Source organism: Pikeienuella piscinae, assembly GCF_011044155.1.
Taxonomy (GTDB): Bacteria; Pseudomonadota; Alphaproteobacteria; order Rhodobacterales; family Rhodobacteraceae; genus Pikeienuella; species Pikeienuella piscinae.
The window spans coordinates 1,112,280-1,136,862 of record NZ_CP049056.1; the positions used below are offsets into that span (position 1 = coordinate 1,112,280).

Below are 24,583 nucleotides of genomic sequence, written 5' to 3' on the forward strand. Positions count from 1 at the left end.
GGCGGCACACCCTCAACTCGAATCACACGCAAGCAAAACCGCCCGGCCTCAGCGACCGACAACGCGAACCCGAAGCCGCACGACATGGCTCCACCCCTGAAGCTCACTGGCTCGGTATCCGCAAATCAGGCTGTGCAAGACGGGCGCCAGCAAGGCCGTATTTCTGCGTCGGCGGGCAAGCCTCTGCGCGAATTGACTGAATCCGTCCACGCCGGTTTTGTCGGGCGCGGACGCCTGCAAGCCCGGTTCATATTGGCGCAAAATCAGCGGCGCAAAATGAGACAGGCATCGAGAATGTCGAATCAACTCACTGAAAAGGCGGACATTTCTCTAGTTACGAAAACCCATCATTCGCGCGTCAGCTCCGCCAGGCGCGCGGCTTCCTCTTCGCTCAGTCCCGCCGGCGCCGCCGGCGCTCCGCGCTGGCGCCGGATGAAGAGCGCGGCGCCGACGCCGCCGGCCAGCAGGAGCGCCGGCCCGGCGAGCCAGATCACGAGATTGCCGCCCGACATGCGCGGTTTGAGCAGAACGAACTCGCCGTAGCGGTCCACGATATAGGCGACGGTCTCCTCGTCGCTGTCGCCGGCGGAGATCCGTTCCCGCACCAGCAGCCGCAGATCCTTCGCCAGCCCGGCGCCGCTATCGTCGATATTCTCGTTCCGGCAGACGAGGCAGCGCAGGTCCTTCGAGATATGCCGCGCTCGCGCCTCCAGGGCCGGATCGTCGAGCATCTCGTCCGGCTGGACCGCCGCCGCAGGCGCCGCCGCCAACAGCCCGAGGGCGAGGATGAACCAGCGCATCGCCGCTACTCCGCCGGCGTCGCCGCTGGCGCCGCGACGGCGCGGCGCGTCCGCCGCGCCACAGCGCCGACGCGATAGCGCCGGTCGGTCAGGCTGACGAGGCCACCAAGCGCCATCACGATGGCGCCGAGCCAGATCCAGTTGGCGAAGGGTTTGACGTAAGAGCGAACAGCCCATTTCGCGCCGCCTTCGGACGGGTCGCCAAGCACGACATAAATGTCGCGAGCAAGGCCGCTGTCGATCCCCGCTTCGGTCGTCGGGGTCTGCTGCACGGGGTAGAAGCGTTTCTCAGGGAAAACGCGCGTCACTTCGCGACCGTTCTTCAAGACCGTGAACCGCGCGATATCGGCCTGATAGTTCGGCCCCTGATGCGCGCGCACCCCGTCGAAAACGATCTCGTAGCCGCCCAGCTCGATCACATCGCCCGGCGTCGCGAGGCGGATATCCTCGACCTGCCAGGCGGTGACGGCGGAAATACCGAAAATGGTCAGGCCGAACCCGGTATGCGCCAGCGATTTCCCCCAGTCGGCGCGGGGCAGGTTGCGAAGCCGGCGCAGCGTTTCCGCGAGCGGCGCGCGCCCGGCTTTCGATCGATCTGCCAGTTCGGCGGCCACGCCAAGGACAACCCACGAGGCGAGCGCCAGGCCGATCGGCGCAAACACCGAGCGCCCGGTCTGCAGAGCCCAGATCAACGCCCCGATCAGGAACGCCGAGAGCGCGCCGGCCATCACCTTGCGCCATGTCTTGCCGAGATCCCCGCGCTTCCACGGCAGCAGCGCCCCGAGCGGCAGAACCAGCGCGAGAAGCACCATGAAAGGTGTGAAGGATCGGTCGAAGAACGGCGCGCCGACAGAGATTTTCGCGCCATCGATCATCTCGCGGAAGAGAGGTGCGAGCGTCCCGACGAACACCACCGCGCAGGCGACGGAGAGCAGGAGATTGTTGAGGATCAGCCCGCCTTCGCGGCTAACCGGGGCGAAGACGCCCTCAGCCCGCATCTTCGGCGCCCGCCAGGCGTAGAGCAACAGCCCGCCGCCGATGGCGACGACCAGCATACCCAGAATGAACACCCCCCGCGTGGGGTCGGAGGCGAACGCGTGGACCGAGGTGATGACGCCGGAGCGCACGATGAACGTGCCGATCAGCGAGAGCGAAAACGCGAAGATCGAGAGCAGGATCGTCCAGCTCTTCAGCGTCGCGCGCTTCTCCACCACGATGGCGGAATGCAGCAGCGCCGCCGCAATCAGCCATGGCATGAAGCTGGCGTTCTCCACCGGGTCCCAGAACCACCAGCCGCCCCAGCCAAGCTCATAATACGCCCACCAGGAGCCGAGCGCGATGCCGATAGTCAGCGAGATCCAGGCGAGCAGCGTCCAGGGCCGGACCCAGCGCGCCCAGGCGGCGTCGACCCGCCCCTCGATCAGCGCCGCGATGGCGAAGGAGTAGCTCATCGAAAGCCCGACATAGCCGAGATAGAGAAACGGCGGATGAAAGGCGAGCCCAGGGTCCTGCAGGAGCGGGTTCAGATCCTGCCCGTCCAGCGGCGCCGGGAAAAGCCGCCAGAACGGGTTCGAGGTGAAGAGGATGAAGCCGAGGAAGGCCGCGCCGATCATCCCCTGCACCGCCAGCGCCCGCGCCTTCAGCCCCGGCGGCAGGTTGCCGCCGAACGCCGCGACCATCGCGCCGAAGAGCGCGAGGATCAGCACCCAGAGCAGCATCGAACCCTCGTGATTCCCCCAGACGCCGGCGAGTTTGTAGAGGAGCGGGATTTGCGAGTTCGAGTTGGAGGCGACGACACGAACCGAGAAATCGGAGATCACGAAGGAATACGTCAACGCCGCAAAGGCGAGAGCGAGCGCGGCGAACTGCAGTAGCGCGACCGGCGACGCGATGCGCATCCAGTCGATCCAACCCTTTTGCGCGCCGACCAGCGGCGCGCTCGCCTGCAGGATGGCGAGAAGAAAGGCCGTGATGACGGCGAAATGGCCAAGCTCGGCGATCATGACGGCGCGCTCCGCGATTGCTTCCCGCTGTTGTCAGCGCCACCAGCATAGAGATCGGGCGGAGGACGGCAATGCGTCCGACCGCGCCGCATCAGCGCATCTTCGTGAGCGTTCGTCACCCATCAGCCATCAGCGCGGACTCTCCCTCGCTGATGGCGGTCCGCGCGCTAAATGCGCTGGCGCGCGCCGTTCCCTTCGATCGCGAAATGGCCGCCCGCCGCAGCGAAATCCGGCGCGCGCTCAGAATTCAATCTCGCCCCGGATCACCACCACACCTGATCCGCCGACCTTCACGCCCTCGATCGCCGCCGAAGTGCCGATCAGCTCCACCTCCGCGCTGCCGGGCCGGCCGAGATCGTGGCCCTGTTCCGCGATGAAGCGCCGCGTGATCCACCCCTGAGAATAGAGCCAGGCCGCCATGCATCCGGTAGCCGAGCCGGTGAACGGGTCTTCGGGCGGAAATGGCGGCGGCAGCGGAAGCCGGGCGAATGTGTCGCCCGCCCCGGTCGCGCCCCTGGTGACGCAGAGAAACGGCTCCATGAAATCCGCGTCATGCGCCGCCTTGAACGCGGCCAGCGCTTCTGCATCGAGCCGCGCCCCCCGCAGCGCGGCAACCGAGCCGAGCCGCGTGATCAGGAAAGGCGTCCCGGTGGAGACCGTCTGGGGCGTTCCGACGATATCGATCCCACGCAACCCGAAAAGCGCGGCGACCTCGTTCGGCTCGTAGCGCCGCCCAAAAACCGGCGCGGGCTGCGTCATGGTCACGAGCGGCGGCCGGCCATCGCGAGCCGTCACCGCGATCGGCATGACCCCGGCCCCGACCTCCAGCGTGAACGACGCGGGCGCGCCGACGCGCCCGGCGGCGATCAACGCCGTCACGGTCGCGACGGTCGGATGACCGGCGAGCGGGATCTCGCCCGTCGGCATGTAGTAACGCGCGCCGAAATCGGCCTTGGACGAGGCGACGACAAACGCGCACTCCACCAGCCCGGTCTCACGGGTGAAGGCGATACGCTCCTCCACGGGAATGGCGTCGGCGTCGAAGACCACGGCGCAGGGATTGCCCCCGAAGCGAGTTTCGGTAAAAGCGTCGATCCACCAGACAGCGTTCAAGATCCCACCTTCTCTTTCGCCTTCATCACCCGCTCCTCGATCTCGGCCGGCATGTATTTCTCATCATGCTTGGCCAGCACTTCGGAGGCGACGAATACGCCATCGACCATCCGCCCGTCCGCGACCGCGCCCTGCCCGGGCTTGATCAGATCGGGAAGCACACCCTCGAAACGCACCTCAACCTCGGTCTCGAAATCGGTGAGGCGGAAATGATTGACCACACCCTTCTGAAGCGAGCCTTCGACCACCATGCCGCCGATCCGGAGCCGCTCGTCCGGTCCGCGCGGCGCGGCCGCGAGTTCGGTCGGGGTCACGAAGAACGCGATCGTATCCTTGAAGGCGACGGAGACCAGAACCGCCGCGGCGGCCATCAGCCCGGCCCCGACGCCGATCAGCGCCATGCGGCGGCTCCTGCGGGTCATCGCCATATCAAACCACCTCTTCCGTCTGACTTCCGACATCGCCGCGCCGGGCCATCAGCGCTGCGTTCACCTCAGCCCCGAATATGAGCATCGCGCTGGTCAGATAAAAGAACAGCAGCGTCACGATCACGCCGGCGAAGGCGCCGTATGTCATCGTATAACTCGGCGCATAGGCCAGATAGATGGAAAAGCCGGACGCTCCCGCGACCCAGAGCGCCGTCGTCACGACGATCCCCGGCCAGACGTTTCGCGACTTCGGCGAACGGCTCGGCAGCACGCGATTGAGCGCGTAGAGGAAGCCGGCGAAGGTGACGAGGCCGAACGCATAGCGCAGGTAGGCGACGCCGATCGGCACCTCGAAACCCAGATACTCCCTCGCCAGCCGGAAACCGAGCGGCGCGAGAATGATGAGAACCCCGAGCACGGTGAATGTCAGCGCGGCCAGAAGCACGAATGCGAGCGCGATGAGGCGGCGGCGGAAGAATCCGCGCGGATTGGGGGATTCGTACGCCCGATCGAAGGCCACCCGGATCGCCTCGACCGCGTTCGACGCGACCCAGACGCCGCCGAGCGCGGAGATCGTCAGCAGCCCGCCGCGTCGTTGGCCGAGCACCTCGTCCATCACCGGCACCAGCGTCCTGGCGATATGTTCGGGCGCGAGATCGAAGAGCGCATCTAACGCAGCGCGGCTGTCCTCAGGCCCAAGCAGGATTCCGGCGAGCGTGAAGAAGAATATCATGAACGGAAAGAGCGAGAGAAACGCCGAGAACGCGACATACCCCGCCATCGCCGAGCCGTCATGCCCCTCGAACCGCTCGTAAATGCGCCAGGTGAAGCGAAGGGCGCCGAGGACGCCGCCATCGGCGCGGGTTCCGTCTGACCGCGCCTCATCCGTCACGGAAAGAGCGGGGCCGCCTCCAGCCCCATCGTCTCCGGCAGGCCAAGCGCGATATTGGCGCATTGTATCGCCTGACCGGAGGCGCCCTTCACCAGGTTGTCGAGCGCCGAGACGATGATGGTCCGGCCCTTCTGACGGTCCGCCGTCACGCCGATCCGCGCGAGGTTCGAGCCCCGCACATGCCGCGTCTCCGGCGCCGGGGCGCCGAGCGGCAGAACATCGACGAAGGGCTCGTCAGCGTAACGCCGCGCCAGCGCCTCGTGCGCCGCGTCGGCCTCGCCATGAACGTAGATCGTCGCGAGGATGCCGCGATTCATCGGCAGGAGATGCGGCGTGAAGCTCGCCACAACAGCGCGGCCCGCGGCCTTCGAGAGTTCCTGATCGAATTCCGCAGTGTGCCTGTGCTTCGCGATGTTATAGGCGTCCACCCCCTCCGTCACTTCCGAGAAGAGCTTGCGCTCGGAAGGCGCGCGTCCCGCCCCGGTGATTCCGGTCTTGGAATCGATGATGATATGATCCGGGTCGATCACGCCCGCCTCCAGCAACGGCACCAACGGCAAGAGCGCGCTGATCGCGAAACAGCCGGTGCCCGCGATCAGCCGCGCGGTCCGCATCTCTTCCCGGTAGAATTCCGGCGCGCCGTAAACCGCGATTTTCTGCAGCTCCGGCGCCAGATGTTCATGCCCGTACCATTTGGCGTAGGCGTCGATGTCGCGCAGACGAAAATCGGCGGAAAGATCGACGATCCTGACCCGCTCCGGCACCTTGATGACGGCTTGCTGCGCCGTCGCGTGCGGCATCGCGCAGAATGCGAGGTCGATCCCGGTCCAGTCGACTTCTTCCATGCGTGAAAGGACCGGAAGCTCGAGATGCGCGAGATGCGGAAACACCGCGCCCATCGCCTGACCGGCCTTGCGATCCGCGGTCATCGCACTGATCTCGAACGCCGGGTGCGTGTGAATCAAACGAACGAGTTCCGCCCCGGTATAGCCGGAGGCGCCGAGGATCGCGGTTTTGTGGGTCGTGGTCATGACGGATCTGTTCGCTCGCTCAAGGGTTGCGTCGTCCGGATACACCGACGCACCGTGTTTTTCCAGTTGTCTGCCGATGATAGCGCGCGGGGCGCAATTGTCGCATCGGTCACGCGAATAACCGGGCATAGGCTCGACTCACGACATATGTTGACGGGACGCATGGAGGAGACGATGGCGCTTCCAACCGATGACGGCGAGGGATCGCGGAACTCGCCCGCCTCTCCCCCTTGTTCCGCGTCGGAGGCCGACCCGACCTATATGGGCCTCGACGCCACCTCGGCGCGTGCCGGCGTAATGCGCTGGCGCAAGGGCGAACGCGCGAAGCTGATCGACTATCGCCTCGCCATCCCGGCGGAGACCCGCGCGGGGCACAGCAGACAGATCGCCGCGTCGCTGAATGAGCGGGTCGGCGATCCGGCCGGTCATGTTTTCGGATTCTACTGGCCGTTCCGGGGTGAGCCGGATCTGCGCCAGTGGATGGAGACGCTCATCGAGCGCGGCGGCGTCTGCACGCTGCCGGTGGTGATCGAGAAAGGCGCGCCGCTGGTCTTTCGCCCCTGGCGACCCGGCTGCGCGATGACCCGCGGCGTCTGGAACATTCCGATCCCGGCCGAGGGGCCGGAGGTCACGCCCGATATCGTCATCTCGCCCGTCGTCGGGTTCGACCCAGGCCGATACCGGCTCGGGTACGGGGGCGGCTTCTACGACAGGACGCTGGCGGGCATGGCGGAAAAACCGCGCGTCTTCGGCGTCGGCTATTCCGGGCAGGCGCTTGCGACGATCCACCCGCAACCGCATGACATCCCGATGGACGAGATCATCACCGAAACCGGGCGGGCGTTCTAGCCGGATCAGGCGGCGGGTCGGAACTCTTCCAGCTTCACCTCACCCTCGGTGATTGTCGCGAAGCTGCCCGGCGGGATCGCCACCCAGTCGCTCAACGCGCGGTCTAGTGGTTCGGACACCACGACGCGCCCGCTCTCCATTCGCCGGTGATAGAGCGTCGGCGCGAACTCATCCGAAGCGTAGCGCGCGCAGAAAAGCCGCGCGCCATCCGACATCGCCACCGTCATCCGCATATGCGGCGTCACGCCTGTGTCGCGGCTCATCGCCTCCATCAGCCCGGTCGCCCGCTCCAGCGCGCCCTTCGGATCCTCCTCCAGCCCGGCGCCGAGCGCCATCAGAAAGATCGCCTCCGAATCCGTGGTCCCGTTCCGGTGAGCGTAACAGCGCTCATTTATGCTCATATCGACCCGGCGGCGAAACTGCGCATAGCCCCCGGCCTGACCGTTATGCATGAAGCTCCACTTTCCCGCCGAGAACGGGTGGCAATTGGTGCGGCTGGTCGAGGTGCCGGTCGCCGCGCGGACATGCGCGAGAAAGAGCTTCGAGCGCACCTGGTGCGCCAGCGAGCGGAGATTGCCGTCCGCCCAGGCCGGCAGAACGTCATGGTAACAGCCCGGTTCCTCGCGCTCGCCGTACCAGGCCAGCCCGAACCCGTCGCCATTGGTCTCGGTCTTCGATTCGGTGGCGCGCAGCGACTGGCTGATCAGTGACTGGCCTGGCGCGGTGACGATGTCTTCAAGATATATCGGATCGCCGATATAGGCCGCCCATCTGCACATCGCGCCCCCATCAGGCTGTCACGCGCCGCGATTATGCGTCCGGTCGTAAAGCTTCGCAACGATCTGGCTCGCGGTCTTCTGGAAAAGAAAAGGCAGAATCGCATGAACCAACGCCGCGCCGGCCGCCGCGAAGAGAAGTCCCGAGAACCGGGTGGCGAACAGGAAATGTTCGCCGAAGCTCTCATCGACGGATGCGGGATGGGCGGTGAAGAGCGTGGTGATGCGATCCATGGCGGACTCCGTTCATTATCCTGCCGGCAATATGGGGCGCATCGGCCGGGCGTTCTTCCCAATATTCAGGCAGTTTCGCTTGAAGGTGAGAATTTTTCACATATAAACGGACTTATGGTGGAATTCGATGAACTGGATCGAAAAATCCTGCGCCAGATGCAGCGTGACTGCGCTCTACCGTTGGAGACGTTGGGGGAACGGATCGGCCTGTCGCGCAACGCTGTCTGGCGGCGCGTCAAGCGGTTAGAGGAAACCGGCGTGATCCGCGCCCGGGTCGCGCTTGTCGCGCCCGAGGCTGTCGGGCGCACGCTGCAGGTTTTCATCGCCGTGCGCACCAGCGCGCACGAGGCAGACTGGCTGGAGCGTTTCGCGAAAGCGACACGCGAAATGGAAGAAATCATCGGCGTCTATCGAATGACGGGCGAGTTGGACTATCTGATCCGCGCCCGCGTGGCCGACATCGCCGATTACGACGCGCTCTACCAGCGCCTGATCCGTCGCATCCCCATGGCCGACGTCTCGGCGAGCTTCGTGATGGAAGAGATCAAGGAGACGACGGCGCTGACGGTCTGAATCCGGGCGCAGCCGAAGCGTTCACAGCCTCGTCAGCGCCCGACAACGTGATCGGACTCCACCGAGTGCGCCGCGCCTGTTAGGATCACCCTCCCAGAAACACCAGGATGAGGTTTCCGATGCCGCTGACCCGACGCCAATTCGCCGCCGTCACCGCCGCCGCAGCGGGCGTCACGGTGCTCCCCTTCGCTGGCCGCGCCGCAGGCGACGCTTTTGGCGCCACCGGTGGCGACGTGATCGTCCATCCCATCGCGCACGCTTCATTCGTGATGGAGACCCCGGTCGGCGTAATCTATTCGGACCCGGTCGGCGAAGCCGCCCAATACGCCGACCTTCCCGCGCCGGATCTCATCCTCATCACTCACGAGCATGGCGACCATTTCAACGCCGAGACGCTCACGGCGCTCACCGGCGACGACACCCGGCTCATCACGAACCCCGCCGTGCACGGAATGCTCCCCGAGGCCTTGAAAGCCCGCGCGAAGGCCATCGCGAATGGCGAAGAAGCAGATTTCAACGACCTGAGCATCCGCGCAATCCCCGCCCACAACACGACGCCGGAGCGGCTGAAATTTCATCCCGAGGGGCGCGACAACGGCTATGTGCTCGGCTTCGACGGCCTCACCGTCTATATCTCCGGCGATACCGAAGACATCCCGGAGATGCGCGCCCTCGAAGGGATCGACCTCGCCTTCGTATGCATGAACCTGCCTTTCACGATGGACGTGAAGGCCGCCGCCTCCGCTGTCGCCGAATTCAAGCCGACCTATGTCTATCCCTACCATTATCGCGGGCGCGACGGCGGCACGCAGGACCCGACGGAATTCGCGGACCTGGTCGGCGACGCGGCCGAGGTGAAGATGGGAAACTGGTACGGCTGACGACGCGCCGCCAGCCTTACTCGGCGCCCTCGACTACGACCAGGTCGCGCGTAGATGAGCGCTTGGCGAACGCCACCGCCTCCTGGTAGCGTGGGCTGTCATAGCAGGCGCAGGCGGCCTCGAAGCTCGGAAAGACCGCGACGACATTGCGAGCGCGGTCTTTCCCTTCGAGCTGACGGTACCGGCCCGAGCGCGCGAGGAACTCGCCGCCATGCGCCGCGATCGCCTCAGTCGCGATCGCGGCGTATTTTCCGTAGGTCTCGGCGTCGGTAACTTCGACATGCGCGATCCAGTAGGCTTTCATTTCGCACTCTCCAGCAATCTCTCCACGGCGGCGATGGCCTCGGGCGCCTTCGAGGCGTCCGCGCCGCCCGCCTGCGCCATGTCCGCGCGCCCGCCCCCTCCCTTTCCGCCGAGCGCCTCCGCCGCCGCCCGAACTAGATCGACCGCCGACAGCCGGCCCGTCAGGTCTTCGGTCACCCCGCAGGCCGCCGCAGCCTTGCCGCCTGCGTCCGCGATCAGCAGGACGACGCCGGAATCGAGGCGCGCCTTAATCTCGTCGATCATGCCGCGCAGATCCTTTGGCGACACGCCGCTCAGCGCTTCCGCGACGAAGGCGACGCCACCGACGACGCGCTCCTCCGGCCCTTTCGCCCCACCGCCGCCCAACGCGACCTGCCGGCGAAGATCTGCGAGTTCGGCCTGCAAGAGCTTCCGCTCGTCGAGCAGCGCCTTCGCCCGCCCCGCGACATCCTCAGGCCGGGTTTTCAGCGTCAGCGCCGCCTCCGCCAGCGCCTCCGCCCGCCCGGCCAGATGCGCGCGCGCCGCCTCGCCCGTCAGCGCCTCGATCCGCCGCACGCCGGCGGAGGACGCAGCTTCCGAGGTCACCACAAAGAGCCCGATCTCTCCGGTCGCCTTCACGTGGGTGCCCCCGCAAAGCTCCATCGAATAGATGGAGCCGGCTGGTCCCGCTTCCCCCTCCGGTCGCACGCCCATGGAGACGACGCGCACCTCGTCGCCGTATTTTTCGCCAAAAAGCGCCTGCGCGCCGAGCGCGCGCGCCTCGTCCGGCGTCATCAATCGGGTCGTCACTGGCGAATTCTGGCGGATATAGGCGTTGACCTCTCGCTCGACCGCTTCAATCTCCGCCGGGCTCATCGCTTTCGAATGCGAGAAATCAAAGCGCAGACGCTCCTCGGCGTTGAGCGAGCCGCGCTGCGCCACGTGAGCGCCGAGATGGCTACGCAGCGCCTCATGCATCAGATGGGTGGCGGAGTGATTGGCGCGGATGGCGCTGCGGCGGTCGTGATCGACTTTCAGTTCCGCCGCCGCGGCGACGCTGATTTCGCCATCCGTCACTTCGACCATATGCGCGAAGACGCCTTGCATCTTCTTCACATCCGTGACCCTCGCGACGCCCGCATCCGTGCGGATGAACCCGCTATCGCCGACCTGACCGCCGCTTTCGGCGTAGAACGGCGTCTGGTTCAGCACTACCGCGCCGCTCTCGCCCGCCTTCAGCGCGTCAACCCCCGCACCGTCCTTCACAAGCGCCCGAACCTGGCCCTCGGCGGTCTCGGTCTCATAGCCAAGAAATTCGGTCGCGCCCTGCTCCTGCGCGATGTCGAACCAGATCGCCGCATCGGCGGCTTCGCCCGAGCCCGCCCACGCGGCGCGCGCCTTCGCCTTTTGCGCCGCCATCGCGGCGTCGAACCCTCCGACATCCACCGCGCGGCCCTTTTCGCGCAGCGCATCCTCCGTCAGATCGAGCGGAAACCCGTATGTGTCGTAGAGCCGAAACGCGGTTTCGCCAGGCAGCGCCGCACCGTCAGGCAGCGCCTCCAGCGCCTCGTCCAGAAGGTGAAGGCCCCGCTCCAGAGTGTTGCGGAACCTCTTCTCCTCAAGCGCAAGGGTCTCCTCGATCATCGGTTCGGCGCGCCCAAGCTCAGGGAACGCCTGGCCCATCTGCCGGACCAGCGCCGGAACCAGCCGGTGCATCAGCGGCGCCTCGACCCCGAGAAGATGCGCATGCCGCATCGCCCGCCGCATGATCCGCCGCAGAACATAGCCCCGCCCTTCGTTCGAAGGCAGCACGCCATCGGCGATCAGGAAACTGGTGGAGCGCAGATGGTCCGCGATGACCCTGTGATGGATCCGTGTCTCAGGTGCGTCCGGATCGGTCCCCGAAGCCGCCGCCGACGCTTCGATGAGGCTGCGCATCAGGTCGGTGTCGTAATTGTCGTGCTTGCCCTGCAGGACGGCGCCGATCCGCTCCAGCCCCATGCCGGTGTCGATCGACGGTTTCGGCAGATTGGTGCGCGAGCCGTCCTCATGGCTCTCGTATTGCATGAAGACGAGGTTCCAGATCTCGACGAAACGGTCGCCATCCTCGTCCGGGCTGCCGGGCGGGCCGCCTGGAATGTGATCGCCGTGATCGTAGAAAATCTCCGAACAAGGTCCGCAGGGACCGGTCGCGCCCATCGACCAGAAATTGTCGGCGGTGGCGATGCGAATGATCCGGTCATCGCCAAGGCCGGCGTGTTTCTTCCAGATCGACGCCGCCTCTTCGTCATCGTGATAGACGGTGACGAGAAGCTTGTCCGCCGGCAGCCCGAACTCCTTCGTCAGAAGATTCCAGGCCAGCGGAATCGCATCGGCCTTGAAGTAATCCCCGAAGGAGAAATTTCCGAGCATCTCGAAGAAGGTATGATGGCGCGCGGTGTAGCCGACATTGTCGAGGTCATTATGCTTGCCGCCAGCGCGAACGCATTTCTGACTGGTTACCGCGCGCGAATAGTCCCGCGTCTCCAGTCCAGTGAAAACGTTCTTGAACTGGACCATGCCGGCGTTGGTGAACATCAACGTCGGGTCGTTGCGCGGCACGAGCGGGGAACTTTCCACCCAAGTGTGGCCGTTCTTCACGAAATAGTCGAAGAAGGTCGATCGGATTTCGTTGAGGCTGGCCATGTTGCTGCGTTCGCTCCTTCAGCGGCGCGCGCGGGCCGCCCGCATCTCTGAACAGGATGGGGTTCATACCGGCCGCAAGAACGCCTGTCTACAGAGCCGAATGGAGGGGAAGCGCCGCGAACACCGTTTCACCCCCGGTCAGGTTCCGCCCGCGGCGCGCCGACAGGGTCCGCCGGCTGCGATCAGGCGACGTCGCGACGAAGTTCGACTTCCGAGCACGCCGCGCGCCGAACCTCGCCAAGAGCGCCGAACGTGGCGCGGCGCCTGCTCGGTCACCGACCGCCGGAAGCTCACGGCGACGCCAGAAGACCGTCCCGGTCTGGCGGCGTCAGGCTTCCAGAACGTCCTCGCCCTCGGCGGAGTCCGGGTCGCCCTTCGGCATCGTGAGGTCAAGCCCGTGCTCGCTGCGAATCCGCGCCTCGATCGCGCTGGCGATGTCGGGATTGTCCTTCAGGAACTGCTTGGCGTTCTCGCGCCCCTGGCCGATCCGTTCATCTCCGTAAGAGAACCACGAGCCGGACTTCTCCACCACCCCGGCCTTCACCCCGAGGTCGATCAACTCGCCGGTCTTGGAGATGCCGGCGCCGTACATGATGTCGAATTCGACCTGTCGGAAGGGCGGCGCCACCTTGTTCTTCACCACCTTCACCCGGGTTGCGTTGCCGACCACCTCGTCGCGGTCCTTGATGGCGCCGATGCGGCGGATGTCGAGCCGGACAGAGGAATAGAACTTCAGCGCGTTGCCGCCGGTCGTCGTCTCCGGGCTGCCGAACATCACGCCGATCTTCATGCGAATCTGGTTGATGAAGATCACCATGCAGCCGGAGCGCGAGATCGAGCCGGTGAGCTTCCTCATCGCCTGGCTCATCAGCCGCGCATGGACGCCGACCGAGGAGTCCCCCATGTCGCCCTCAAGCTCGGAGCGCGGCGTCAGCGCCGCCACCGAATCGACCACCACAACGGAGACCGCGCCGGAGCGCACCAGCGTATCAGTGATCTCCAGCGCCTGCTCGCCCGCGTCTGGCTGCGAGATCAGCAACTCGTCGACATCGACGCCGAGCTTGCGCGCGTAACCCGGGTCGAGCGCATGTTCGGCGTCTACGAAAGCGCAAACGCCGCCCTTCTTCTGTTCCTCGGCGATCACATGCAGCGCCAGCGTGGTCTTGCCGGAGCTTTCCGGCCCGTAGATCTCGATGACCCGCCCCTTCGGCAACCCGCCGACGCCGAGCGCGATGTCGAGCCCGAGCGAGCCGGTCGAGATCACGGTGACGTCCATCACCGCGCCCTTCTGGCCGAGCTTCATGATCGAGCCCTTGCCGAAACTTCTCTCGATCTGGGCCAGGGCCGATTCGAGCGCCTTCGTCTTGTCCATTTCCCGTCTCCCCGCCAGCTCCAGTATGGTCTGCGACATTGCGGATTCCTTTTCCCAGTGCAACCGACGCGGCGGAGATCGCTCGCGTGTTCACTTAATGTTCTATATCATTCGGAACAAATTGGGAATATTCTTTTCTCGCCGCCTCCGTTTCACGCCGTTCCGGCCAGCGGCGCGAAATCGCGCCCCGGCGGCGGCGCTCTTTCCATCGAAGGCGCCGGCAAACGCGTCTTCACCGCCGCGCCCAGGTCCTCGAGCGAAAAGGGTTTCGCCAGGAAGCTGCAATTCTCCAGCTCCGTCATACCCTTGCGGAACATGTCGCCAGAATAGCCGGAGGTGAAGATCACCGGAACATCCGGCCGGGCGCAGCGCGCCTCGCGCACCCATGCGGGCCCGTCAAGCCCCGGCATCACGACATCGGAGATCACCAGATCGACGCGAAGCCCGCCGTCCTCGAGCAGCGCGAGCGCCGCCTCGGCGTGCTCGGCCTCTAGCACGTCGTAACCGCGCAGACGAAGCGCGCGGCCGACGAACGCCCGAACAGGCGCCTCGTCCTCGACCAGCAGGATGCGCCCGGCGCCGGTGAGGTCGAGCGCCTCGACCGCGCGCGGGCGTCCGGCCGGCGCGTCCGCTTCTCCGACGAGGCGCGGAATCAGCAGCGTGAACACGGTGCCCTTCCCGAGCGCGCTGTCGACGAAGATAAAGCCGCCGGTCTGCTTGACGATGCCATATGCGGTCGAAAGTCCCAGTCCGGTGCCTTCGCCCGGCCGCTTGGTGGTGAAAAATGGCTCGAAGACCTTCGCGCGCGTCTCGTCGCTCATTCCCGCGCCCTCATCTGCGATCTCGATACGGACGTAATCGCCGACCGGCGCCACGGCCCGGTCTCGTTTCAGTTCCTCTCGCAGCGTTTCATTACGACAGATGAGTCGCACCTGGCCGCCATCGGGCATCGCATCGCGCGCGTTGACCACCAGATTCAGGATGACCTGTTCGAACTGCTGCTGGTCGATCCAGACTGGCCACAGCGTTTCGTCGCAGGCGACGTCGAGGGTCACGCGCTCGCCGATCAGCCGGTTGAGCAGATGGCTGAGCTCGCCAAGCACGTCTGTAAGCTGACAGGCCTGTGGATCGAGCTTCTGCTGTCGCGAAAACGCCAGAAGCTGCCGCACCAGCGCCGCCGCGCGATTGGCGTTCTGACGGATCTGCGTGAGATCGCTGAAATCCGGATCCGTCTCGTCGCGGCGCATGCTCAAGAGATCGCAGTGGCCGAGGATGGCGGTGAGAAGATTGTTGAAGTCATGCGCCACGCCGCCGGCGAGTTGCCCGACCGCCTGCATCTTCTGAGACTGGACGAACTGGCGTTCCTTCGCCTCCATGTCGGTCGCGTCCGAAATCACCGCGAGAATCGCGCCGTCCGTCTCTGCCGCCGCCACCGGCTTCATCGCGATCTGAAGATAGAGGTCGCGATCGCGCCGCGAGGCCCGGGCGAGGTCGGCGCGACCAGCGCCGAGACCTGAAACCGCCTCGGCGATACGGGCTCCGATGGGCCGCCCCAGCCCTTCGACCAGATCGGCGAAATGCGCGCCTGGCCCCGCCTCGGGACCGAGCAGCGCCGCCGCCGCCGCGTTAACCGCCTCAATCGCGCCATCCGCTCGAAGCAGCGCCAGCGCGACCGGCGCGTCCTCGAATAGCGAATCGCGCGTCCCCGACAGCGTCGCCGCCGGAAAGATCAGGAGTTCCGTCGCGCCGCCCGCTTCCGCCAGGCCGGCGATCAACGCGCGCCCGACGCCGGCGAGTTCCGCCTCCGCATAGAGCCGCTCGTCCGCGCGCGCCGCCTCGAACGCCTCGAGCGCGGCGGCGCGCGCCGCCTCCGGCATCGCGTTAAACGCCTCGTTCGCCGCGAGGATCGCGCCGCTCGCGCCCCGCCGCGCATAACCGTAGCGCGCGCCCATATGGCCGGTGGCGGCCGGCGCCGGCGTGTTCACGAGCGTCCAGACCAACCGACGCGGCCCTTCGCCATGCATCCGCGGTCCGACCCGTTCCGCCCTCACCGCGACCGCGCCGCCTTCGGCGCGCGGCCAACGCTCCAGCGCCGCGCCGTCGCGGAGCGCGCCGTTCGCCAACCGATAGGCGAGCGCGCCCCCCGCCGCAGCGTCGCCGATCAACTCGCCAAGCGCGACCCCGACCGCCCGGCCGGATCGCGCGCCGGATCGCGCCGCTTCGTTGAAAGCGGAGTTGCTCAGAAGCAGGCGGCCCTCGCCGTCGCTAAGCGCCGCCGGGGCCGCGGAACACATGTGTAACGCGATGAACCCTGTCTCCGCCGGGCGGCGGCGTCGGCAAGTCAGGATCGCCGCCGCCGCGAGCGACGCCGCGCCAAGGCCGAGCGCAGCTCCCAACCCGTGAACAAGCGCGCTATCAGTCCCCGAAACGAATTTTCCGCCGAAAAGAAGGAACGCACCCACGCCGCACAACGCCAGCGCGCCCAACGCCAGCGCCGGCGCCGCCGCGCCGGAACCGGCCGGCTCAATTTCCGCTGCGGACATGGATGTCACCCAAAATTGAATAATCTCAGGGATCTATGCCGCCCAAAGCATTAATACGAAGTTAATTTCCCACCATCCGGAACCCTATGGACGCGACACCATCGTTTCGACGCGTCATTATGGCCGGAAAATTGAGCCCTATCGGCGCGTGGAGACGCCTTTGTCTGGACTTTACGCGGCGAATGCGGCGCCATCTCGACGCCGACCTCGGAGGGCTGCGGCGTTCAACGCGGGGGAAGACCAAGGATGAGCTTCGCAGTCGACCGAATCGACCACGTCGTGCTCAATTGCAGCAACGTCGAAGCCACAGTCACCTGGTACGAGCGCGTGCTCGGCATGGAGCGGGATGATTTCGCCTACGGCGAGGACCGGCACATCGCACTCAGATTCGGAGAGCAGAAGTTCAACGTGAGGCCGGCCGGATCGCCGAACTGGTGGAGTGTCGAGAACGATACGCCCGGCTCGCTCGATCTCTGCTTCGTCACCCGAGCGCCGATCGCCGAAGTCGTGGCGCATCTGGAAAAATGCGCCGTCGAAATCGCCAATGGACCGGTCGAACAGATCGGCGCGCTGGGGCCGATGACCTCGGTCTATTTCTACGACCCGGACCGCAATCTCATCGAGGTCGCCGTCTACCCGTGACTCGGCGCGAATCCGCAGTCATGGCATTCATCCTCGCCTGAGTCGCGCCGCGTAGAACCCGTCAGCGCCGCCATTGGCGCCTTCGCCCGGCAGCCGCGTCATCTCCGATTCCAGAAAGAGCCCGTGCGCGGCGGCGAGGAAGCGCGCCTGATCCCCAGTCTCTGCGCCGATGATCGAGCAGGTTGCGTATACGATGCGCCCGCCGGGCTTCATGCAGTCGAGAGCGGCGGAGAAGGCCGCGCGTTGCTCGCTGATCCGCGCCTCCAGGCCTTCGGGAGTAAGCCTCCATTTCGTCTCGGGATCGCGCCGCCAGGTTCCCGCCCCCGAACAGGGGGCGTCGACGAAGACGAGATCGCAAGCCCCTTTCAGCTCCTCAAGAAGCTGGCGATCCGCAAGCTCCACCGTTGCGCCGGCCCGCTTGGCGCGCGGCGGCAGGTCGCGCATCCGCCCTGGCGCGGCGTCATGCGCGATCACCCTGCCGTTTCCGCCCATCAGCGCCGCGAAGGCCAGCGTCTTGCCCCCGCCCCCGGCGCAGAAATCGAGAACCCACTCGCCCGGCGCGGCGGCGCCGAAAGCGGCGGCTTCCTGGCTCGCGGCGTCCTGCAGCTCGATGAGGCCGTCGAGATAGGCCCGGCTCCGTGCGACCGGCGCTCCGGGCGCGCAGCGGAGCGCATCTGCGAGGTCGAGCGGCGCCGCCTCCACGCCGTCCTCCGCCAGCGCGGCGAGCGCCCCGGCCCGATCGCACTTCAAGCGATTGACGCGAAGATCAACGGGCGCGCGCGCGCCCAGCGCCACCATTGAAGGTGCGTAGCGCGCGCCGAGACTCGCTTTCAGCGGGCCCTCCAACCAGTCCGGATGATCGAAACGCACCGGGTCCGGTGGCGCGTCCCGCCGCCCTTCCCTCTCCGCTGCCGCCAGCGGCGCCGGCGCATAGCGCGCGCCGGAGAATATTTCGTCGAGCGGCCAGCCTTCCACCAGCGCCAGCCCGTGAACGATCCCGCGCCCCCCGGCCGCCCCGCTCATCCAGCCAAGCGAGCGACGCCGTCGCAACCCTTCGTAGACGATATCCGCGACCGCGCGCCGGTCCTTCGATCCCGCGTAGCGGTTCGCGCGGCCCCAGGCGCGCAGCAGCGGCTCGGCGCGGTTTTCACCCGCAAGCCACGCATCGAGCAGTCCGATCGCCGCTTCGGCGCGCGCGGCGGGCGTCATTGCGCCCCATCCTTCGATCCGCAAGACATCGCACTCTCCGCCACCGCCCCACCCTTTCTCGGCCGGACGGCGGCGAAGCTCAAGCCCGGCTCAGACGGTGGCGAGCCGCTCGTTCTGCGGGAACATCGCCGCCTTCGCCGCATCGTCGAAATCCTGCTTGAATTCGAACCTCGTCTTCAATCCCTCGGCGCGCACGGCGGCGGGCCGGGCGTTGATCGCATCGAGATGGCGTTTGACATTGGGGAACTTCTCCCACGCGCCGTCGCCAATGATGAACGGAACCGCCCGCGCCCAGCCCCAGACCGACATGTCGGCGATCGTGTATGCGCCGCCGACCATCCACTCCCGATCCGCGAGATGGGCGTCAAGAATGCCCCAGTGCCGCTCCGCCTCGAAGCTGTAGCGATTGACCGCATACGCCTTCGGTTCCGGCGCGAAATGGGTGAAATGCACGCATTGCCCGGAATAGGGCCCGATCCCGGTCGCCACGAACATCAGCCACGAAAGCAGCTGCGCGCGGTTTTCGTCGCCGCTGACGGGAAGGAATTTCCCGGTTTTCTCCGCGAGGTAGATCAGAATCGCGTTGCTGTCGAAGAGCGCCGTGTCGCCGTCTGTCATCGCCGGGGTCTTGGCGTTGGGATTGATCTTCAGAAAATCCGGAGCGTGCTGCTCACCCTTGCGCGTGTCGACCGGCACGGTCTCGTAATCGAGCCCCGCCTCTTCTAGAAACAGCGCGACTTTCAGTGGGTTCGGGGAGGGGTGATAGTAAAACTTGATCATTTCCGGGGCTCCAGTCTGTTGCAGGGCGCGCGCGGCGATGGCGTCGCGCGTCGGGAGATCGCGCCGGTCTCCGGCCGGGGCTCGTCAGCAGCCTGGTTCGTCCGTAAACTTGGCCCGACGCGGCGAGCAATGCTCATTATGTAACGACCAGTCAATGATGAAGACGCGCGATAAAACATATGTGAGCGGCGAATGGTCGGTGTGATCCGTTTCGACCGCGACGCGGCGCTCGACGCCGCCGCCGCGCTCTTCTGGCGAAAGGGGTACGATTGCGCCTCGATCCAGGACCTGGAGGCCGCGACCGGGCTCGGCCGCGGCTCGCTCTACAACGCCTTCGGCGACAAGGAGGCGCTCTTTCTCGCCGCGCTGGAGCGTTACGCGGAGACAGTTAGCGCCCCGCTGCTGCGTCATCTGGAAGCCGCGGATATCGGCGCCGGGGTGAATGCTCTCTTGGCGGAACTCGTCGGGCGCATCGAGCGGACGGAGACGCCGCCCGGTTGCCTCGTCACCAACACCTGCGTCGCCGCCGCGGGCGCCCCCGCCGCGGAGCGGTTTGCCGCCGCGCGGCTTCGCGCGATGGAGCGGGCGCTGGAGAGCGCATTCGAAAAGGCGCGGGCGAATGGGCGCCTGGCGGCGGACGCCGACCCGCGCGCCCTCGCCCGGTTCTACACCGCCGTCGCGCAGAGCCTGAACCTCATGCACAAGGCGCTCGACGACCGTGAAACCATGGCGGACGTGGCGCGAACTGCGCTCAGCGCGCTGCCGCTCGTCGGCGCGCCGCCTCAACCTATCCGGTAATTCGGGCTCTCGCGGGCGACCTGCACGTCATGCACATGGCCGTGAATCTGTTGAAGCACATTGTATTCATTCGGTTTTCTTACTTCGCTGCATCAGCCGGAATCAGCCGATCGCCCTCGGGTCCCAGATCCACGCTCGTGAACGGCTGAATTGACGGCCACGATTCGCGCTCGAGAACCTCCACAACTTCAATAAGCAGACTTGAAAATCTGCCCCGTCGATGGGTCCCCGAGCACATCTTCGCATGGCTCGGCAGGCGCCGTCGCCCCGCGAAGGTTTGGGAGAAATCGCTAGAAAGCTTGAACGACTGGACCTGGATCGCAAGCATCAGACTCATGACCATACGCCTCGCAAGATACCGCCACGGCGCATGAACTTTTGAATCAGGCTCTTAGAGACCAGCAAACGTCAGATCGTAGCTTCCGCCACTGTCCGATTTTCGGGGAGACGCTTATCAACAAGAAATGCGGACACCGCCTATGGAAAGGGCTGCGACATGACAAGCCATTCTCGCAGATTGAAAGACTTGAACCTGAGCGCCGAATGCGGACCAAGTCAAACCAGCCGCCGACGCCGCGCGGCGACTGGACCAGAATCCGGTTCGGATCCCAAGGGCGCTGACGACGGGCGGGCCGTCCCGTCGGCTCAAACCACTTTCATGTTTCGCAGTTCGGAGATCTCGTCGGCGCTATAGCCCAGGCTTGCCAGCACGTCCGAGGTGTCCGCGCCCAATTCGGGCGCCGGCAATCGGAGTTCGCATTGCGCCTCCGTCAACTTCATTGGAAATCCGATCATTTCGACGGGGCCATGGCCGGGATGCTCCACCTTGAGAACCATCTCCCGCGCGCGGATCTGCGGGTCCTCGAACGCTTCCGGATAGGTCATGACCAGACCGCATGGGACGCCGGCCGCATTCAAGCGTTCCACCCATTCCGCGCGGGGCCTCTGAGATATCCTTTCGTTGATCAGCGCGTTCACCCTGTCGCGATTTTTCATTCTCATCTCGTTCGTGGCGAAGTCAGGCGAGTCCATCGCCTCGTTCAGGTCCAACGCGTCGATCAGTCGTTTGTAGATCTGGTCGTTGCTGGGCGCGATCGCGACGGCGCCGTCCGAAGCGTGGAAGAGACCATAGGGCGCGACGACAGGGTGATCGTTGCCGCATCGACCCATCTGCTCGCCGGTCGCGAAATAGGCCGCCCCGAAATAGCTCGCGAAGCTCAGGATGGAATCGACGAGCGCGACATCGATCTGCTCCGGCTTTCCGGTGCGTTCCCGCCGGACGAGGGCCGACGAAATGGCAAGCGCTCCATAGAGCCCGGCGACGAGGTCAGAAATCGGCAATCCGGCCCGCAGCGGCTCCCGGTCCGGAAATCCGGTGGAGCTCATGAAGCCGCTCATCGCCTGGGCGATGAAGTCGAAGGAGGGGCGGTCGCGGTAAGGGCCGGTTTTTCCATAACCCGAAATCGAGCAGACGATGATGTCGGACTTGATCTTCTTCAACGCCTCGAAACCGAGCCCCATATCCTCGAGCACCGTCGGGCGGTAGTTCTCCACCAGAACGTCCGCCGTCGCTATGAGCCGCCGCAGCGCGGCCATGCCCTGATCCGTGCGCAGGTTGAGGGTGATGGACTGCTTGTTGCGGTTGAATCCGGCGAAATAGTAGCTGAACCCGTCCCGCATGCCGCCCTGCCCGCGGATCGGGTCGCCCTGGCCGGGCGTTTCGACCTTGATGACTTCGGCGCCGAGATCGCCGAGCAACTGCGTGCTGAACGGGCCCGCAAGAATCCGGGTCAGATCCACAACCCGTATCCCGCTCAACGGTCCTTTGGTCATCGAGAACTCCTTGTCTTCACACATAGTTCGGCAGCCAGAGAACGATCGCGGGGAAGAACGTCACCAGCAGCAACACCGCGAGAGACCAGAGGAGAAACGGGAAGATCGCCCTGATCACCCGCGTGATCGGGATCGAACCGATTCCGGCCACTACAAACAGCAAGAGCCCGATAGGCGGCGTCAGCATGCCGATCATCAGGTTGAGCACCATGACGAGCCCCAGGTGCACCGGATCAACGCCGAGCGCGGCGCCGGCGGGCAGCAGCGACGGCACGAAGATCACCAGCGCCGGCAGCGGCTCCAGAAAACAACCGATCAGCAACAGGACGACATTGATGAGCAAGAGCCCGATCAGGGGATCGGCGGTCAGCGCCAGAATGCCCGCTGCGATGGCGTCGTTGATTTTCGCCTCCGCCAGCAACCAGCCGAACGGCCCCGCCGCCGCCAGCAGGAACAGAACCGCCGCCGCGGAGCGCGATGCGAGATAGAAGACCCGCATCAGTTGACGCCCGCCTATCGACCGGTAGACGAAGATCGAAACCAGCAGCGCGTAGAGCGCGGCCACGGCGGACGCCTCGATATCGGTGACGAGACCAAAGCGCATGCCGAGGATTATGATCAGCGGCATTCCGAGAGCGAAGATCGAATACTGCGTGGTGGCGAGCACCACGCGCCAGGTTTGCCGCGGACGCGAAGGATAATTGTTCCGGCGCGCGATCAGATAGCAGATCGCCATATAGCCGCCCGCGAGCAACAGGCCCGGCACGATCCCGGCCATGAAGAGCTTGAGAACGGAGACATTGGCGATCACCGCGTAGATGATCATCGGAATCGAGGGCGGAATGATCGGGCCGAGCATCGCGCCGGCCGCGACAACCGCGCCAGCGTATCCGTCGGGGTAGCCTTCCTTCTTCATCGCCGGCACCAGGAGGCCCCCGGTCGCGGCGGCGTCGGCCACGGCCGAGCCCGAAACGCCGGCCATGATCAGGTTCGAGATGATCGACACCTGGCTTAGCGATCCCCGGACATGGCCGATCATCGAAAGCGCCCATTCGACGAGCCGTTTCGTCAGCCCGCCATGGTTCATGATCTCCGCCGCCAGCACGAAGAGCGGAATGGTCACCAGCGTTGATTCATTGACGGAATTGGTCGCGGTCAGCGCCACCATGATCAGATCGACGGGATTGCCAGGATGCAGGATCATGCCGACCGCCGCCGCGCCGATCATCGACAGGCCGACATCGAACCCCGCCAGAACGGCGAAGAGAAACAGCACGAAGACAAGGGTCAGCATTCGCTGTCTCTCCAATGAACGACGGTATGCGTCAGCCGGAGAGCGATGACGAGAATGCCGTACGCCGTCCCCACCGCGATGGCCAGGAAGGTGAGGGCGGAGGAAAAGGGCGTGCCCATGATGACCTGTCCGGCTCCGACCTCCACCAGGCGCCAGACCTTCCATTGAATGACGCAAAAGAGGCCGATGGCGACAAGATCGCCAGCGATGTTTCTCACCCTCAGGCCACGCGGCGAGAGCACCCCGTCGATCAGATCCACGCGGATATTGGTGCGCGCGCGGAGCGCCAGCATGAAGCCGAGAAAGGTCAGCCAGACGAGCGCGAGCTGCGCGATCTGATCATGCGCGTTGAACGAGGTGTCGTATATGTAACGGTCGCTGGCCGAGCCGATCGTGAAGATCAGGATGGTCGCCATCAGGAGGATCGTGGCGCCGCGAACGAGCCAGGCGAGGCCTGACTCGACGCGCTTCAAGACAAGGTGGAGCCGGATCATCGCAGGGCTAGTCAGCCTGCATCGCCCTGATTTTCTCGACCAGCCCCTCCGGCCAGATCTTGCCCTCGAATTCCTTGTAGACATCCGCGAGAGCGGCGCGGAACGCATCCCGGTCAGGCACCGTATAGGTGACGCCGGCCTCCTGGAGCAGTTTGAGCCCGTTCGCGTCCAGCTCATTCGTGGCGTCGGTCGACACCTGCCCGGCCTCTTTCGCGGCATCGAGGAAGATCGCCTGGTCCTCCGGACTCAGGCGACCCCAGACCTGATCGGAGATGAACCAGCCGGTGACGCCGTAAACGTGATCCGTCGCCGACCAGTATTTCGCAACCTCGTGGAATTTCGGCGGGACCGCCAGCTCGAAACCGTTGTCCTGACCATCCACGATGCCGCGGCTCAGCGCATTGTAGATTTCGGTCATGCCGAGCGGCGTGATCTGGGTGCCGAGCGTCTCGAAGGTATGCTCATAGACGTCGATTCCCGGGACGCGCATCTTCATGCCCTTCAGATCTTCGGGCGTCACGATCGGGCCCTTGGTGGTCTGGATCGCGCGAGGGGACCGGTCGCCGTAGGCGGCGAAGATGCGCACGCCGGTATTCGCCGCGATCTCCTGGTAGATGTCCTGAAAGAGGTCGGAGTTGAGGACCTTGGCCGCATCCGCCTTCGAATTGAAGAGATAGGGAACGATGGCGACCTTGATCGAATCGGCGCCCTTCAGGAAGGAGGCGACGGTGACATCGAAATAGGCCATGTCGATGGTGCCGAGTTGCATGCCGGTCAACAACTGCTGCATCCCGCCAATCTGCCCGTCGGTATAGACCGAAATCTCGATCCGCCCTTCGGTCTTCTCCTCGACGATCTCCGAGAAGGCGCGCATCGCCTGGCCCCAGGGGCTCGATGCGGTGGCGAAGGTGCCCATTCGCAAGGTCATGTCCGCCGCCGCCGACGGCTGCGAGAGCGCCGCGAAGGTCAGCGCGCCGGCACCGAACAGCGTTGATAGCATCTTGTTCATCGTGAGTTTCTCCCGTTTCTTTTCGTTTCTTGTCGCATGAGGCCGCCCCGCCGACCGCTTTC

General features: G+C 65.5%; 23 protein-coding genes and 1 pseudogene. 6 read left to right on the forward strand and 18 right to left on the reverse strand.

Annotation, left to right across the window (positions count from 1 at the left end):
• Window positions 1-347: 347 nt before the first annotated feature.
• The 6 genes from G5B40_RS05325 to argC form a co-directional block, all read right to left on the reverse strand.
• Window positions 348-800 carry a cytochrome c-type biogenesis protein gene (locus tag G5B40_RS05325; RefSeq protein WP_165095966.1) on the reverse strand — a complete coding sequence of 151 codons (453 nt, stop codon included), beginning with the start codon at window positions 798-800 and terminating at the stop codon, window positions 348-350.
• A gap of 5 nt (window positions 801-805) precedes the next feature.
• The gene (locus G5B40_RS05330; RefSeq protein WP_165095968.1) at window positions 806-2,803 is read right to left on the reverse strand and encodes a heme lyase CcmF/NrfE family subunit; all 1,998 of its coding nucleotides are present in this window, start codon (window positions 2,801-2,803) and stop codon (window positions 806-808) included.
• Between the two features lie 240 nt (window positions 2,804-3,043).
• Window positions 3,044-3,916 carry a PhzF family phenazine biosynthesis protein gene (locus G5B40_RS05335; RefSeq protein WP_246209714.1) on the reverse strand — a complete coding sequence of 291 codons (873 nt, stop codon included), beginning with the start codon at window positions 3,914-3,916 and terminating at the stop codon, window positions 3,044-3,046.
• Window positions 3,913-4,317 (reverse strand): cytochrome c maturation protein CcmE, encoded by a 405-nt coding sequence (locus tag G5B40_RS05340; protein WP_211907416.1) that lies wholly within the window; start codon window positions 4,315-4,317, stop codon window positions 3,913-3,915. The genes G5B40_RS05335 and G5B40_RS05340 overlap by 4 nt, the downstream gene beginning before the upstream one ends.
• Window positions 4,318-4,345: 28 nt before the next feature.
• Window positions 4,346-5,236, reverse strand: coding sequence for a YihY/virulence factor BrkB family protein (locus G5B40_RS05345; RefSeq protein ID WP_165095970.1), 891 nt, complete (start codon window positions 5,234-5,236; stop codon window positions 4,346-4,348).
• Window positions 5,233-6,267: an N-acetyl-gamma-glutamyl-phosphate reductase gene (argC, locus tag G5B40_RS05350; protein WP_165095972.1), complete on the reverse strand. Its 1,035-nt coding sequence runs from the start codon at window positions 6,265-6,267 to the stop codon at window positions 5,233-5,235. The genes G5B40_RS05345 and argC overlap by 4 nt, the downstream gene beginning before the upstream one ends.
• A 174-nt stretch (window positions 6,268-6,441) precedes the next feature.
• Between argC and G5B40_RS05355 the strand changes: the two genes are divergently transcribed.
• Window positions 6,442-7,116 carry a 5-formyltetrahydrofolate cyclo-ligase gene (locus G5B40_RS05355; protein WP_165095974.1) on the forward strand — a complete coding sequence of 225 codons (675 nt, stop codon included), beginning with the start codon at window positions 6,442-6,444 and terminating at the stop codon, window positions 7,114-7,116.
• Window positions 7,117-7,121: 5 nt separating this feature from the next.
• On the opposite strand, the gene G5B40_RS05360 is transcribed toward G5B40_RS05355, so the two are convergent.
• Together G5B40_RS05360 and G5B40_RS21125 are read right to left on the reverse strand one after the other, a co-directional pair.
• A complete protein-coding gene (locus tag G5B40_RS05360; protein ID WP_165095976.1) occupies window positions 7,122-7,895 on the reverse strand; it encodes a class II glutamine amidotransferase in 774 nt (257 codons plus the stop codon).
• A gap of 18 nt (window positions 7,896-7,913) precedes the next feature.
• Complete coding sequence (locus G5B40_RS21125; protein ID WP_165095978.1) at window positions 7,914-8,126, reverse strand: DUF6356 family protein; 213 nt, start codon at window positions 8,124-8,126, stop codon at window positions 7,914-7,916.
• A gap of 156 nt (window positions 8,127-8,282) precedes the next feature.
• Between G5B40_RS21125 and G5B40_RS05370 the strand changes: the two genes are divergently transcribed.
• Both G5B40_RS05370 and G5B40_RS05375 read left to right on the forward strand, forming a co-directional pair.
• On the forward strand, window positions 8,283-8,699 hold the full coding sequence (locus G5B40_RS05370) for an Lrp/AsnC family transcriptional regulator (protein WP_343040875.1): 417 nt from the start codon (window positions 8,283-8,285) through the stop codon (window positions 8,697-8,699).
• A gap of 119 nt (window positions 8,700-8,818) precedes the next feature.
• Window positions 8,819-9,580 (forward strand): MBL fold metallo-hydrolase, encoded by a 762-nt coding sequence (locus tag G5B40_RS05375; protein ID WP_165095984.1) that lies wholly within the window; start codon window positions 8,819-8,821, stop codon window positions 9,578-9,580.
• Between the two features lie 16 nt (window positions 9,581-9,596).
• Here the strand turns inward: G5B40_RS05375 and G5B40_RS05380 are convergent, their stop codons facing one another.
• From G5B40_RS05380 to G5B40_RS05395, 4 genes are all read right to left on the reverse strand, one after another.
• Window positions 9,597-9,884: a DUF1330 domain-containing protein gene (locus G5B40_RS05380; protein ID WP_165095986.1), complete on the reverse strand. Its 288-nt coding sequence runs from the start codon at window positions 9,882-9,884 to the stop codon at window positions 9,597-9,599.
• Window positions 9,881-12,547, reverse strand: coding sequence for an alanine--tRNA ligase (alaS, locus tag G5B40_RS05385; protein ID WP_165095989.1), 2,667 nt, complete (start codon window positions 12,545-12,547; stop codon window positions 9,881-9,883). The genes G5B40_RS05380 and alaS overlap by 4 nt, the downstream gene beginning before the upstream one ends.
• 328 nt (window positions 12,548-12,875) lie before the next feature.
• A complete protein-coding gene (recA, locus tag G5B40_RS05390) occupies window positions 12,876-13,958 on the reverse strand; it encodes a recombinase RecA (protein WP_165095991.1) in 1,083 nt (360 codons plus the stop codon).
• A gap of 113 nt (window positions 13,959-14,071) precedes the next feature.
• On the reverse strand, window positions 14,072-16,462 hold the full coding sequence (locus G5B40_RS05395) for a hybrid sensor histidine kinase/response regulator (RefSeq protein WP_165095993.1): 2,391 nt from the start codon (window positions 16,460-16,462) through the stop codon (window positions 14,072-14,074).
• Between the two features lie 246 nt (window positions 16,463-16,708).
• On the opposite strand from G5B40_RS05395, the gene G5B40_RS05400 reads away from it, so the two are divergent.
• Entirely contained in the window at window positions 16,709-17,104 is a 396-nt protein-coding gene (locus G5B40_RS05400) for a VOC family protein (RefSeq protein ID WP_165095996.1), read from the forward strand.
• Between the two features lie 27 nt (window positions 17,105-17,131).
• Here G5B40_RS05400 and G5B40_RS05405 read toward each other — a convergent pair whose 3' ends face one another.
• A complete protein-coding gene (locus G5B40_RS05405) occupies window positions 17,132-18,313 on the reverse strand; it encodes an RsmB/NOP family class I SAM-dependent RNA methyltransferase (protein WP_165095999.1) in 1,182 nt (393 codons plus the stop codon).
• Window positions 18,314-18,403: 90 nt separating this feature from the next.
• Window positions 18,404-19,093, reverse strand: a complete 690-nt coding sequence (locus G5B40_RS05410; RefSeq protein WP_165096001.1) for a glutathione S-transferase family protein — start codon at window positions 19,091-19,093, stop codon at window positions 18,404-18,406.
• 192 nt (window positions 19,094-19,285) lie between these two features.
• Here G5B40_RS05410 and G5B40_RS05415 point away from each other — a divergent pair, with 192 nt between their 5' ends.
• Together G5B40_RS05415 and G5B40_RS21130 are read left to right on the forward strand one after the other, a co-directional pair.
• Window positions 19,286-19,891 (forward strand): TetR/AcrR family transcriptional regulator, encoded by a 606-nt coding sequence (locus G5B40_RS05415; RefSeq protein ID WP_165096003.1) that lies wholly within the window; start codon window positions 19,286-19,288, stop codon window positions 19,889-19,891.
• A 203-nt stretch (window positions 19,892-20,094) separates the two neighbouring features.
• Window positions 20,095-20,265, forward strand: a pseudogene (locus G5B40_RS21130) (IS5/IS1182 family transposase); the annotation flags it as partial.
• A gap of 271 nt (window positions 20,266-20,536) precedes the next feature.
• Here the strand turns inward: G5B40_RS21130 and G5B40_RS05420 are convergent.
• From G5B40_RS05420 to G5B40_RS05435, 4 genes are read right to left on the reverse strand one after another with little or no spacing between them, the layout of a single operon-like run.
• Window positions 20,537-21,724 carry a CaiB/BaiF CoA transferase family protein gene (locus G5B40_RS05420; protein ID WP_165096005.1) on the reverse strand — a complete coding sequence of 396 codons (1,188 nt, stop codon included), beginning with the start codon at window positions 21,722-21,724 and terminating at the stop codon, window positions 20,537-20,539.
• A 16-nt stretch (window positions 21,725-21,740) separates the two neighbouring features.
• Window positions 21,741-23,018, reverse strand: coding sequence for a TRAP transporter large permease (locus G5B40_RS05425; protein ID WP_165096007.1), 1,278 nt, complete (start codon window positions 23,016-23,018; stop codon window positions 21,741-21,743).
• The gene (locus G5B40_RS05430) at window positions 23,012-23,512 is read right to left on the reverse strand and encodes a TRAP transporter small permease (RefSeq protein WP_165096009.1); all 501 of its coding nucleotides are present in this window, start codon (window positions 23,510-23,512) and stop codon (window positions 23,012-23,014) included. Before G5B40_RS05430 ends, G5B40_RS05425 begins: the two co-directional genes overlap by 7 nt.
• A gap of 7 nt (window positions 23,513-23,519) precedes the next feature.
• Window positions 23,520-24,521: a TRAP transporter substrate-binding protein gene (locus G5B40_RS05435; protein WP_165096011.1), complete on the reverse strand. Its 1,002-nt coding sequence runs from the start codon at window positions 24,519-24,521 to the stop codon at window positions 23,520-23,522.
• Window positions 24,522-24,583: the final 62 nt, after the last annotated feature.